Raw genomic sequence first — 13,981 nt, 5'->3', positions numbered from 1 at the left:
CCAAAATAGTCTCAATTATTGTTTTAAGATGAAACATTTTTTATACCTACTTACATTTTGTGCATTTATTTGTTGTAAAAATACACCGACAACCGATAACGTTTCCGAAGTACAGCCCTCTAAATTGGTTTCGCTTTTTAAAGCCTCAAATTCAGATTACCCAAATATAAGTGTACATCGTGGTGGAAAAGGATTAGTAAATTATCCTGAAAATAGTTTAGAAACCTTAAAATACGTTAACGATAGTATTGTTGCGGTTTATGAAATTGATGTCGCACAAACCAAAGATGGTCAATTAGTTTTGCTACACGATAATTCTATAGACAGAACAACTACAGGAAGTGGGAAAGTTAATGAGTTAACCTATAACGAATTGAAAAAGTTTAATTTAAAGGATGATTATGGCAATGTAACCACGTTTAAAATTCCATTATTTTCTGAAGTTTTAAACTGGAGCGTAAAGAATAATGTTATCATAACCGTAGATATTAAAAAATCGGTAAGCCACGACGTTGTTATTGAAGCCATAAGAAAAGCAAAAGCTGAAGATGTTAGTGTCATCATCACCTATGATGTTAAAGAAGCTAAAACGGCATATCAACTAGCACCAGAATTATTAATATCTGTTCCTGCTAGAAATAATGATGAATTCGACCGTTTATTGGATGCAGGAATTCCAACAAAAAACATGTTAGCTTTTACAGGAACACGATTATCAGAAGCATCACTTTATAAAACATTGCACGATAATAACATTGTTTGCATGCTTGGCACATTGGGGAACTTAGATAAAAGCGCAGAAGCTAGAGGTGATGAATTATATGTTCAGTGGAAAGAAAATGGCGCAGACATTATAGCAACGGATAGACCTTTTGAAGCTTTTAAGGCTATAAATAATTAAAAAAATTGAAGTGTTTCTATCTGTCACATTGAGCGCAGTCGAAATGCTTTTGAAAAAGATTATAAATTAAATAGATTCCGCATCACGTGTAGGATGATATTTAATGAGATACTGAAATAAATTCAGCATAAATGAAATACACAAGATTAACAAAAGAGCAATTTGAAGAATTACACCAAGAATTCATCAACTTTTTAGCCACACAATCAATTACAGGTGATGAGTGGGAAGATATTAAAAAGAACAAACCAGAAGCTGCTGAACAGGAATTAGACGTGTTTAGTGATTTAGTTTGGTTTGGTGTTTTAAGTAAAGTAAAGTATCTAGAACATATTTCACCTCAGCAAATTCATCTATTTGAATGCAATGAAAAAAGCATGCGTTTAATAGCGATAAAAATAGATGTACCAGAAGTCGATTTTACAACAAAAGAAGGCTTTGAATGGTTGAGAAATAACCTCTTATCTGATGCTATTGAGTTTTTTAACGCGAAAAAAGAGTATTCGGAAGATAAACATATGGATATATTCAAAATGATTCAGACTGGTGCGAATATTACCAAAGGTGAGTTGTTTAATTATTTTGCTGACTTGATTAAGGGGTGAAAAAGTGGGAAGTACGAAGTTAGAAGTTCAAAAGACTATTAACTTTTGGGTTTACTAATAGATTCTTCCGTCGCAGTAATGTTATTACTCATAACGCAAACTCTCAATAGGATCTAACTTAGCTGCTTTTGTTGCAGGATACAATCCGGAAACGACAGCCACAATAAACGCTATACTTGTAGCCCAAATCATTGCTACCCAAGGAGTAGAAAAGTCCAGTTCAAATCCATTGGCTACCGCTAAACCTATTAAAATTCCTAGGATAATTCCTAAAATGCCACCAAGTTGACCAATAATTATGGTTTCCATAAAAAACTGAAAGGCGATGGTTTTGCTTTTGGCACCAAGTGCTTTTCTGACCCCAATTTCTCTGGTGCGTTCGCTAACGGAAACCAACATAATATTCATTAAAGCAATAGTAGATCCAAAAATAGTAATGATACTAATAATCCAAGCAGCGACATAAAGCGCTGCTGTCTGTTGTGCTACCTGATTAAGTAAATCATCACTACGCTCAATTCCAAAATCGTTCTTTTCAATAGGATTGAGACCTCTAATATTTCGAAACGTAAGAATAGCATCATCTTGAGCAGCTTCTAACATATCGCTCTTATCTACTTTTACACTTAAACTATAATTAATATTAGCGTTAGTAAATATAGATCGCGCTTTCTGAATGGGTAAAATCACCCTTAAATCTTGATTATTCCCAAACGTAGACCCTTTTTCTTTCAACACACCGATAACCTTAAACTTAGAGCCTCTAATGCTGATGGTTTTGCCAACAGGGTTTTCAACAGGAAATAAGGCCTTTTGCAAATCGCTTCCAATAACACAAACCGTATTACTATTCTCAACATCAAACACATTTAAGGATCGTCCGAATTCAATTTCTAAACCTGAATTCTCAATAAAATATTCGTTGGCACCAAGTACAGCAACTTCCGGATCTGTTTTTTTGTTTTCATATTTTACTTCCGCAGTAGATGTCCCATAAAAAGAAACAGCCACTTTAGTAAACGGAAAATTATAGGTGTCTTCAAAATCCTTTACATCTCTATAATTAATAACAGGATTTATTTTCTGACGTTCTCTACTACTTTGGCGTTGCGCTGTAAATTCATAACGCTGAAAATTAAAGGTGTTAGATCCCATAGAAGAGAAATTGCTAGAAATTGTATTTTCTAATGCAGAAACACCACTCAATATGCCAACTAAAGCCATAATACCAATTGCAATTATTAAAACCGTTAGAATGGTTCGTAATAGTTGACTTCGTATAGAATCGAAAGCAATTCTGATATTCTCTTTAGCTAATGAAAACATAGATTTTATCTGCGTTAGTTGGGTTGTTTAATGTATATGACGACTTAAACAGCATAAAGTTACTATAAAATTGAATTATCTTAGTAAGACCTCTAAAAATTATAATATTTTTGTGATGCAATAGTAAGTGAAGTTGAGGTGTATCTGATATAAATAATGAGATTTCTCGGCTACGCTCGAAATGACAGAGCAAAAAAATAAAGTTTCATTTAAAGAGATTCCTACTTTCGTAGGAAATAATATGGCACAAAAACCAAGCATCCCAAAAGGTACAAGAGATTTTAACGCAACCGAAGTTGCAAAGCGTTCTTATATTATGGAAACGATAAAGGAACAGTTTCAAATTTTTGGATTTCAACCTATTGAAACACCAAGCTTTGAAAACTCAGATACTTTAATGGGAAAATATGGAGATGAAGGAGATCGCTTGATTTTTAAGATTTTGAACAGTGGAGAGTTTTTGAAGAAAATTTCAGATGATGATTATAATGCAAAATCTGAAAGTGTAATGACACCTAAAATCTCAGAAAAAGCACTTCGCTATGATCTCACAGTGCCTTTTGCGCGTTACGTGGTGCAACACCAAAATGATATTGAATTCCCATTTAAACGTTATCAAATTCAACCTGTTTGGCGTGCAGACCGTCCACAAAAAGGCCGTTTTAGAGAGTTTTTTCAATGTGATGCTGATGTCGTAGGTTCTAAATCCTTGTTTCAAGAAGTAGAATTCGTGCAATTGTATGATGCTGTTTTTTCAGCATTACAATTAGAAGGTGTTACCATTAAAATCAATAATCGTAAAATATTATCAGGTATTGCCGAAGTTATTGGAGCACAAGATAAGCTCATCGACTTTACTGTGGCCTTAGATAAGTTAGATAAGATAGGAGAGGAGAAGGTCAAAGAAGAAATGCGAGGTAAAGGCATTTCTGAAGATGGGATTTCTAAGCTTCAACCGTTATTCAGCTTAAAAGGAGATTTCGGCAATCAAATAGAGAGTTTGAAATCTATTTTAAGTACATCAGAAATTGGATTAAAAGGTATTGAAGAACTCGAATTTATTAATACTGCTATTTCTAACTTAAAACTAAAAACAGCAACACTTCAATTAGATGTGACGTTAGCAAGAGGTTTAAACTATTATACAGGTGCTATTTTTGAAGTGTCTGCACCAGAAGGTGTGAAAATGGGGTCCATTGGCGGAGGAGGTCGTTACGATGATCTTACTGGGATTTTCGGACTTAAAGATATGAGTGGAGTTGGTATTAGTTTTGGTTTAGATCGCATCTATTTGGTGTTAGAGGAATTGGATTTGTTTCCATCAACCATAGCAGATTCTACTAAAGTACTCTTTATTAATTTTGGAGAGGAAGAAGCCCTATTTAGTTTGGGTGCTGTAACTAAATTAAGACGTGCCAATGTAAAGGCAGAGTTATTTCCAGATGCAGCTGTTTCAGGTAAGCAGATGAAAAAACAAATGAATTATGCGAACCGACGTCATATTCCGTTTGTTGTAATTATGGGTGAAGAAGAATTAAAGTCTGAAGTATTCACATTAAAAAATATGGCTTCAGGTGAACAGCAAAAGTTAGATTTTGATGCGCTTTTGGACGTTTTGAAGAATTAATTTATTGCAGTAATGAATTGCTAAGGAATTAAGTTATTTTGTTATTGATTCGTTAGGCTTTACGCAAAACATAAGAAAGTTAATATTTTAAAGATTATTTAATGTTTAAAAGTAATTTTATCATATCCTAAGTGCTACCAATAACTTTATCTCTTAATAACCGGTTTTCTTTTGTTTGAACCAATAAAGAAAGCCTCAGCTTTTACCAACTGAGACTTTCTAATCACTAACTAAAAACAATTAATCTAATCAACTAATATTTTCTTGGTTACCAGTAATCCTGTATCTGTTTGTAATTTAACAATATAGGTCCCGGTACTTAAATTCTTTATGTTATATTCTGAATAATTTTGTTGTTCAATCGAACTAAACGTGGTTACAGATTGTCCTAACATGTTATACACATTCATTGCGGTTATTTTGATTTGATGCGGATTGACAATCACAATCTTTTCGATGGAATTAGAATAGAGAACATCTATAGACTTCGCAGTTTGATCTTCAATACCTAAGTCTTCTTGTATCCCGAATGTAATTGCAAAACGGTTGAGATAGTCACCTTCAGTTAAGTAAACATCGTAATTGCTTGTTCGTAAGTTGTGATAAATGCCTAGTGCATTATCATGTAAATAGACATTAATGTCACTAGGAACATTCTCTAAAGCATCAATCATTATCGTATTTATACCATTAGTATTCGTTTTGATACCTATTGGATAACTAGACGATGTTTCAGCCTCATTACTAGCCTGAATTATATAGGCTTCATCATTAATAAGCCAGAACATATCATCTATTTGTTCCTCATTAATTTCGCCATCATAAGCCCAATCAATTCCTGTGGTTGTATGCTCGTCTATAGTTAATAGTAATTGACGACGAATAGTATTTACAGAATTAAAACCAATTCTGAATTTCATTCTTGTATCTTCAGTTTCGGTAGCAGTATTATTGTTGCTTGTTGTGTTATTCGCACTTCGCATAAAAACGGAAGGGTCTCCTTCTTTTTTAAACACGCGTTGACCGTTATTAAAATTAATAGTGCCTGCATTATGTCCATTAACAAAAAAGGCTTGACCAACAGGAATATAACGTTTTGGTTTTTTTGTAGGCTCACCGTCTGTATCTAAACTTGTGAAATTATTGCCTTTATATGCAGCCGCTACAGCTCCAGAAAAATTGTAAGTGGCATAACCACCTTCATAATCTTGTGACGTATGAGAACCTCCTCCCCAATGATTCCAGAAATACAATGTTCCACTGATTAATGGTGCTGTATTAGTGGCAACATCTGGACCATTATCTTTAATAAACTGTAAAGCATCTATTGCTGATGGATAAGGATTTCCAACTAAATAATCGCTATTGGCAAGTAATGGAAGGTTGATATCTCCATTATTAGGTTGACCAGAGAATACATAATTTTGAGGTGTTGACACAGAACCAGTTCCAGGGCCTTTCATCGTAAAACCTTCACCTGGTAAAATAGTACCTGTTCGTCTAATGTGTTGCCATGCGGCATAATTATTACTTGCTATGGTACTGTATTTCCAAATCCAATAATCTGCAATTTTAATAGGTTGGGTCGCAGCTCCATTATAACCGGAAGATGAAAAGTTTATCTCTGTTGGCTCATTAGGATTGTTGCCATCTTTTAGAACATCCATAATCCTAAAATTATTGGATTCTGAATTTATACGTTTTACAGGTGACGACCAGTAATTATACGTATAGGTATCTGCTGTTCCTTGTTGATCGCGCTCAATTTTTCCGTTAGAAATGACGTCTAAATCGCTATCTAAGGTTTGAATGAGTTGGGATTCTCCATCTAAATCTATTTTTCCAGTAAGACCTAAATAATGTGTTATGGTTAGACCGTTTCCAGAATTGGATGTGGTTTCACCAGTAAGTTTTAACTCATTATCATCAACATATAAGCCAAGAATAGTTCTGTTATTGTCTTTTTGTGCTGGTAGAAGCGAATTATCTAGGGTTACATTGTGCACTGTTCTTACAATATTCCAATCTATAGTTTTATTCGAGTCTACAATAGATGTTGAACCAGGTATGTATTGTAAATTACCAAAAGACCATGTTGTATTATTATCCCAGTCACCATTTTGTTTTGATTTGTATGGTAGTGGAGCTGTTTCTTTGTCGAGCGTAAGTATTTGTTTCAGGAGTCCATTATTATTCTTTCCAGAAGCATCAATGGTGCTTTTATAGGTGAAATTGGTCATCGGATAGTACGCTGCTAAATCTGACCAAGGCAATGAGTTAATTTCGTTTTTAGTCAGTGAAATCGGTAACTCTTTCCCGATAACTTGTCCTGAGTCATTAGCAATTTCTTGATTCATTATAAAACGCAATTGGTCTTCGGTTAAGAAGGTGCTCCAAATACGAACTTCATCTATATGGCCTTTAAAATGTTGTACTGGTGTGTTTTTTCCTGCAGCTGCGATAAAAAATGATGCATCTGTGGCAATGGGAGCTGTGACTTCGGAAGTATTATCTAAAACACCATCAATGTAAATTGATACGACAGCGCCGTTGTATGTAACAGCAATATGATGCCATTGATTCGCAGGAATACTAGTGTAGGAGGTGAGCGATTGACTGCTTTCATTTTTCCAATTAATGTTAATAGTATTGGTGTTTGTAAGCGTTAAGTCGTAACCTTTAGTAAATGCAATATCTCGTTTAGAAAGTATAGAAGCGTTATTTGAATTGTCTGAGTTGTGTTTTATCCAAGCAGAGATTGTAAAACCATCTGGATTTAAATCTAAAGTATTTTGCATATCAATATAACTGTTAGAACCGTTGAAATAAATAGAGCGTTCAGCCGTTATAACAGGCGAAAAAACAAATGTGATATAGGTTGTATCTAAAACATTGAATTCTGTTTCTAAATTATTATCGTCATTTAACCTTAGAGTTTTGAATTCGAGATTAGAATCGAAGTTGTCTGAATCAGATATAAGCATATAATAGTCACCATTAGTGGCGGTGTTATTAATGGCTTCTTGTGGGATTGAAAGCCGTAATGTTGGTGACTCTTCACTAAGCTGAACAAATTTCCAAATGCGTTGAAGAGCAGTATATGAAACAGGTGTTGTGATATCTGAATTAATGTCAGCACTTAAGTTAATCGTAACAGGTGATGCTATTGTATTTAACTGAGCACCGTTATTTCCCCATAATATGGAGGGTGTGTTTGTGGTGAAATTAATGTTGTCTGTAGTATCGTGATCTACTGAGCTTATGGTTAGAATATCGTTATGAGGTCTATATGCCATAGAACTGTTTGTATTAACGGGATGATACATACTTATATAGCCGTTATTACTTATAAAAGCGCTGTTATGGTTGTAATTGTCTAACAGCGACCAATTTAATAGGCCACTTTTCGTAGCTTCTACAATATCTATCTGCTGCGCATAACTAGACGTAAGAACGATACATAAAAGATAAAAGACCAGCGTAATTTTTTTCATCAGATTTGGGGTTGAATGAAATAATTATGGCGCTAATATAGAATAAATTTCGAATAAACATCTATAAAACGCAAAAAAATCCGACGAAATGCTATTTTTGTAGTGGTTTTTAAATTAATCCGATAGATATAGGTATACGTTGTTGGGGAATGATTTGTGTTTAACCGATTGCATAGACTTGGAACTATTAGGTTTGGTTACGGTTTCATTATTAGGTAGAAATAATTAAAATCTTAGTATTTTAGAGGAATGAAATTAATATCTACTTCGTTCCTCTTTTTTTGGTTTTATATCGGCTTATTTCTATTGGTATCGCAAAAGAAGGCTTTTGGACAAACATATCTTGATAGCATTTCGCATTATTCTAATTTAGTGTTACAACCACAGAATGCCGAAGACTTATTTAAAGCTGAGGACTTTTTTAAAATACATTATAAAAAAGCTGTAGCTACAGACAATACAAATGAAACTATTTATTATTTGTATTATTTGGCAAGTATCAAACTTAAGCAAGGTGCTTATGATAGCAGTGAAGACTCTGCTGTTAAAGGTCTTAAGATTATAGATGGTATAGAGCCTACTCCTTTTGTATTAGGCACACGGAAGAGTTTCTATAATTTATTGGGAATCCTTTATAATGAAGAGCGGAATAAAGAGAAAGCTCTTGAACTTTACAATGAGACCTTGAAAATGGCAAAAACCACTGCAGATAGTGCTATTGTTTATAATAACATCTCAATTGTACATAAAAACTATAAGGATACAATTAGTGCTAAAACGGAATTATTAAAAGCATTTCATTTAATACCACGAATAAAAGATACGCTGACCCATGCCATGATTTTGGATAATTTAGGAGTACTTCTTAAAAATGATTCTACAGGGTTACCGCTTCTTAAGAAGTCCTTAGCGTTGAGGGAACTAAAGCAAGACAGTTCAAAACTATTTATTAGTCATGCTCATTTGGCAGAACATTTTAATAGTGTAGGTGATACGTTTCAATCCAAACAGTATGCTTTAAAAGCATTAAATTTTGCTAAAAACTTAGGTTCTGCGTCTTATAAAAACCGAGCGCTTGGTTTACTCACAGCGATAAGTGATGATCATTATGCTCGGTCATTTAAACGCTTGAATGATAGTTTGCAAAAGGTAGAACAAGAGGCGACAAACAAATACGCGATGATTCGGTACGATGTGTCTAAAAAAGAAGCCGAATTACAAGATGCAAAGAAGTTAAAAGAGCGTATTGTCATTGTGTTTGTATTTATAGTTCTTGTGATTGTATTTATTCATATTTATCAGCGATTTAAGCATAAAAAAGAAACCTTGTTAGAAGTTTATGAAACCGAACATCGCATTTCTAAACGTATTCATGATGAGGTGGCGAATGATTTATTTCATGTGATGACCAAGTTAGAACATCAGGATCATATAGGTGAAGATTTAAAATCAGAACTACATTCATTATATCATAAAACACGCGATATTTCAAAAGAACACGATCTTATTAATAGTGATCGCCCATTTATTTTTAATGTAGAAGAATTGCTTGAAAGTTTTAATGATGCGGAGACCAACATCATTGTTAAAGGGCTTTCTAATATGACTTGGGATAGTGTTTCAGAACTCAGAAAAACAACGCTATATAAGGTGTTGCAAGAATTGTTAATTAATATGCGAAAGCATAGTGAGGCGTCTATTGTTGTTATTGTATTTAATAAAACGCATAAAAAAATTCATGTAAGTTATAGTGATAATGGTATAGGAACTGTGTTAAAAAAGGGTTCTGGACTTCAGAATACGGAAAACCGTATTGAAGCTATTAATGGAACTATTACTTTTGAATCGGAACCAAACCAAGGGTTTAAATCTAAAATCACTGTTTAGTAATGTTTAAAAATGTATTAATTAATGACGACCATGATGCTATTCTCGCAAGTATTGCTACAGTACTAAAGGGGTTACATGTAGCGACTATAACGTCTTCTCAATATTGTGATGAAGCGTACTTGAAACTTAAAAAAGCAGATTTAGAAAACACTAATTTTGATTTGTTAATTACAGACTTGTCTTTTAAGAAAGATCATAGAACTACTCACTTAGAGACAGGAGAATCGCTTATAGCCATGATTAGAGCAGAGTTTCCGGATTTGCCGATTATCGTATATTCTATGAAAGATCAACTTCAGAAAATACGTAGTTTGGTTAAAACGCATAAGGTTAATGCCTACGTTTGTAAGGATCGTAACGGTTCTATGGAATTAGCAGATGCCATACAATCTGTTTCTAAGGGTTTAACTTATGTGTCTCCACAAGTCAAAAAAGCATTGCAGCCAAAGTCTCAGTTAGAAATTGATGACTATGATGTTACCTTATTAAAAATGTTATCGCAAGGCCGTTCTCAAGATGAGATTAGTAGCAGCTTAAAGTCTCAAGGTATTATGCCAAGTAGTTTGAGCACTATTGAAAAGCGATTAAATAAACTTCGAGTGCAGTTTAAGGCTAATAATGCTATTCATCTTGTGGCTATTTCTAAGGATTTAGGTTTGATTTAGAATTGCTTCAGACATAAAAAAAGCCAGTCTAAACTTAATTATAATATTGTAGGGGATACTATATATAGTGTGTCTGGTGATAAGAGGTGACTTTGATAAGGTTGCCTCTTTTTTGTTGAATTAGGGTTTAATTGCTTGCTTGTTGGCAGATAGGCGCTCCATTTGATATTATAGTACTGATTAATATAATAGGTTTCGACTGCGCTCAACCTGACATTACAGTGGTAATTATCAAGTATCGACTGCCTGCCTATCAGTAGATAGGTGTTTAATTACAGGCTATAATGCTGATTAGTTTTCTATTGTAGGTTCCAAATTAATGGTAAAATATAATAGACAATGAACGTAACTAGGACTATTGAAATGACATTCATCCAAATGCCTTTTTTTACCATATCCTCAATTTTTAAATAACCCGAACCGAAAACCACCGCATTAGGTGGTGTAGCCACAGGCATCATAAAAGCACAGGACGCAGCTAAGGTTGCACTCACCAATAAAATATACGGATGAATATTTAGTACGGCTGCTAAAGCGACTAATACTGGTAAAAGCATCGCTGTTGTGGCGGTATTGGATGTTATTTCGGTTAAGAAGTTAACTGCAGCTATCAGTACAAATAGCAATACAATAATGGATATTCCGATTAGGGATGTTAGCTGATTTCCTAGCCATGCTGCCAATCCGGTAGTTTCAAATCCGCTTGCTAATGCCATGCCGCCTCCAAATAATAATAAGATGCCCCAAGGTAATTTTACAGCATCGGACCAGGTTAATAGTGCTTGATTATTGTTGCGATTCGGAATTAAAAACAAAATTAATGATGCTATAATGGCAATTATAGTATCGTCTATGGCTGGTACCCATTTTGTTAGTACGAAGGATCGACTAATCCATGCTATTGCTGCTATTAAAAATATGATTAAGACTGCTTTTTCTTCATAAGATATCTTCCCTAAAGCTTTGAGTTGATTATCGATTTCTTTGATGCCTCCAGGAAACTCTTTCTGTTCAAATTTAAAAGCAAAACGGGTGAGGTAAATCCAGCATATTACTAATAAAACAATACTAATAGGGAAACCAAACATAAACCATTGTGCGAATGTTATTTCGGTGTTATAGGTGCTTTCTACGACTCCAGCCAATATAAGATTTGGTGGTGTGCCAATTAGGGTTGCAATTCCACCAATAGACGCGCTGTAGGCGATGGCTAGCATTAAGGCCTTTCCGAATATTAAATTTTCATTCTTTTTGGTGGCTGGATTATCTTGAAGTTGTAATACAATGGCGATTCCTACGGGTAAAATCATTACTGCGGTAGCGGTGTTTGAAATCCACATGGATAATAGGGCTGTTGCAACCATAAACCCTAAGATTATTCGGCTGACGTTGGTGCCAACCACTTTAATGATGTTAAGCGCAATCCGTTTGTGAAGGTTCCATTTTTCAATGGCAATGGCTAGTATAAAGCCACCGAGAAATAAGAAAATGTATTTATGACCGTAAGCTGCTGTTGTTTCGGCAATAGAGATGCCTCCAGATAGTGGAAATATAACAATCGGTAATAAGGCTGTCACAGGAATTGGTATGGCTTCGGTAATCCACCATACGGCAATCCATGCTGTTGAGGCTAATATAGCGTTTGCGGAGTCGTTTAGACCTTCAGGATGTACGTAAAGTTTAATTAGGATAAATAATAATGGTCCTAATACGATGCCGATTTTTTGTTTTGTTGATTTCATTGTAATCCGAAAGGGTATTGTTTGTCGTTACTTAAGGGTTCGGGCTTATGCTATTACAGAGATTCTTTACTTGTGATTTCTTTGTGGAAAGGTATTGTAAATATTTTTGTTTTTTGTTGAAGGTTCTGAAAAAAATGTAGTGGTTGTTTTTTGGTGAATTGGTTTTATGTTGTTTTGGTTGTAGGAAAAAACTATAGCGAACACGCTTATGACACGCTTATGACACGGGGATGATATGGTTATGATATGGGGATGCTGTTTTTTTTTTAACGTTCATTTTGTCTTGACACAAAACGAACCAAAAGGTCAAAACGATTTATTAGGAAATTACTCATGGATTTCTATTGTTTTTAATTGTATTCGTGAATGCTATCGCATTTGCCAAAGCACCACTCGCTAATACATTGATGTTTTGAGTTCTTTACTCTGCGTTTATTTCCAATCCTAGATTTAGTAGGTTAAGCTTGTTTGTTGCTCATTATTTCTGAAAATCGTTGGTTCCGACGTTGTCGGAATGTGGGTGTTGCTGTTTTGTGGGCTTTTGGTTTCTGGGGGGGCGTTTTTACCTAGTAGGTTGATATGGATATGGGGTTTTCAATGGTGGGATTGTCCCCTAGAGGGGACCTTAGGGGTGTTTATTAATTTGTGAGTGTTGTTGCCTCGGCAAAAGCTCTGTTTACTGCAAAATAAAAATTAACGTTCATTTTGTCTTGACACAAAACGAACCAAAAAGTCAAAACGATTTGTTAGGAAATTACTGCGTACCATTCGCTACTGCTTTAATCTATAGAATACTTTATTTTACTCTTATTTCCAATCCTAGATTTAGTAGGTTAAGTTTGCTTGTTGCTCATTATTTCTGAAAATCGTTGGTTCCGACGTTGTCGGAATAGGGGTGTTGCTCATTTGTTAGCTTTTGGTTTCTGAGGGTTTGTTCGTTTTTACCTAGTAGGTTGACGTGGATATGGGGTTTTCAATGGTATGGATGTCCCCTTGAGGATTGCTGAGAAACAAAATGCATTTTGTTTTGAAAGTAGCGAGCGTAGCTCTTAGGGGTGTTTTTTAATTGGTATGAGATAATTCTGTTGTATTTGTCTTGACACAAAACCCTTCGACTACGCTCAGGATAAATCAAGCAATCCCTATAGTTATCGGGCCAAAACGAATTGTTAGGAAGTTATCTACAGACGTCTATTTTTTTTACGTTCATTTTAGTTCCTGTCGTTTCTATTTGTTTTTTATAGGAAGTCATGAATGCTGTCGCATTTGTCTTGACACAAAACCCTTCGTCTACGCTCAGGATAAACCAAGCCAAAAAGTCAAAACGATTTATTAGGAAATTGCAAGCACCATTCGCTACTACTTTGGTGTATGGTATTCTTTACTTTATTCTTATTTCCAATCCTAGAGTTGGTAAATTAATTTTATTTGTTGCTCATTATTTCTGAAAATCGTTGGTTCCGACGCTGTCGGAATGTGGGTGTTGCTGTTTTGTGGGCTTTTGGTTGGGGGTGGTGTTCGTTTGTTTTTATTTGGTTATTGTGTAAATAAAATGTTGAATTCTTGGGGTGTCCCCTAGAGGGGACCTTAGGGGTGTTAATTAATTTGTGAGAGTTGTTGCCTCGACAAAAGCTCTGTTTACTGCAATATAAAAATTAACGTTCATTTTAGTTCCTGTCGTTTCTATTTGTTTTTATAGGAAGTCATGAATGCTATCGCATTTGTCTTGAC

The 13,981-nt window shown here is 34.7% G+C and carries 8 protein-coding genes; 5 read left to right on the top strand and 3 right to left on the bottom strand.

Annotated features, from left to right (window positions below; translation table 11 throughout):
* Nucleotides 1-28: 28 nt before the first annotated feature.
* Both ITJ86_RS05190 and ITJ86_RS05185 read left to right on the top strand, forming a co-directional pair.
* Nucleotides 29-901, top strand: a complete 873-nt coding sequence (locus ITJ86_RS05190) for a glycerophosphodiester phosphodiesterase family protein (RefSeq protein WP_195870561.1) — start codon at nucleotides 29-31, stop codon at nucleotides 899-901.
* 131 nt (nucleotides 902-1,032) lie between these two features.
* A complete protein-coding gene (locus ITJ86_RS05185; RefSeq protein ID WP_195870560.1) occupies nucleotides 1,033-1,506 on the top strand; it encodes a DUF6495 family protein in 474 nt (157 codons plus the stop codon).
* A gap of 84 nt (nucleotides 1,507-1,590) precedes the next feature.
* Here ITJ86_RS05185 and ITJ86_RS05180 read toward each other — a convergent pair whose 3' ends face one another.
* Complete coding sequence (locus ITJ86_RS05180; protein ID WP_195870559.1) at nucleotides 1,591-2,832, bottom strand: ABC transporter permease; 1,242 nt, start codon at nucleotides 2,830-2,832, stop codon at nucleotides 1,591-1,593.
* Between the two features lie 241 nt (nucleotides 2,833-3,073).
* On the opposite strand from ITJ86_RS05180, the gene hisS reads away from it, so the two are divergent.
* Complete coding sequence (gene hisS / locus ITJ86_RS05175; protein WP_195870759.1) at nucleotides 3,074-4,459, top strand: histidine--tRNA ligase; 1,386 nt, start codon at nucleotides 3,074-3,076, stop codon at nucleotides 4,457-4,459.
* A 245-nt stretch (nucleotides 4,460-4,704) separates the two neighbouring features.
* Here the strand turns inward: hisS and ITJ86_RS05170 are convergent, their stop codons facing one another.
* Nucleotides 4,705-7,953, bottom strand: coding sequence for a LamG-like jellyroll fold domain-containing protein (locus ITJ86_RS05170; RefSeq protein ID WP_195870558.1), 3,249 nt, complete (start codon nucleotides 7,951-7,953; stop codon nucleotides 4,705-4,707).
* 249 nt (nucleotides 7,954-8,202) lie between these two features.
* Here ITJ86_RS05170 and ITJ86_RS05165 point away from each other — a divergent pair, with 249 nt between their 5' ends.
* Entirely contained in the window at nucleotides 8,203-9,840 is a 1,638-nt protein-coding gene (locus ITJ86_RS05165; protein WP_195870557.1) for a tetratricopeptide repeat-containing sensor histidine kinase, read from the top strand.
* 2 nt (nucleotides 9,841-9,842) lie between these two features.
* Nucleotides 9,843-10,508 (top strand): DNA-binding response regulator, encoded by a 666-nt coding sequence (locus ITJ86_RS05160; protein WP_195870556.1) that lies wholly within the window; start codon nucleotides 9,843-9,845, stop codon nucleotides 10,506-10,508.
* Between the two features lie 299 nt (nucleotides 10,509-10,807).
* On the opposite strand, the gene ITJ86_RS05155 is transcribed toward ITJ86_RS05160, so the two are convergent.
* Nucleotides 10,808-12,250: an SLC13 family permease gene (locus ITJ86_RS05155; RefSeq protein ID WP_195870555.1), complete on the bottom strand. Its 1,443-nt coding sequence runs from the start codon at nucleotides 12,248-12,250 to the stop codon at nucleotides 10,808-10,810.
* Nucleotides 12,251-13,981 lie beyond the last annotated feature (1,731 nt).

It is taken from the genome of Winogradskyella marina (assembly GCF_015645385.1).
GTDB classification, from domain to species: Bacteria; Bacteroidota; Bacteroidia; order Flavobacteriales; family Flavobacteriaceae; genus Winogradskyella; species Winogradskyella marina.
This window is presented reverse-complemented; position numbering and strand designations above follow the sequence as displayed.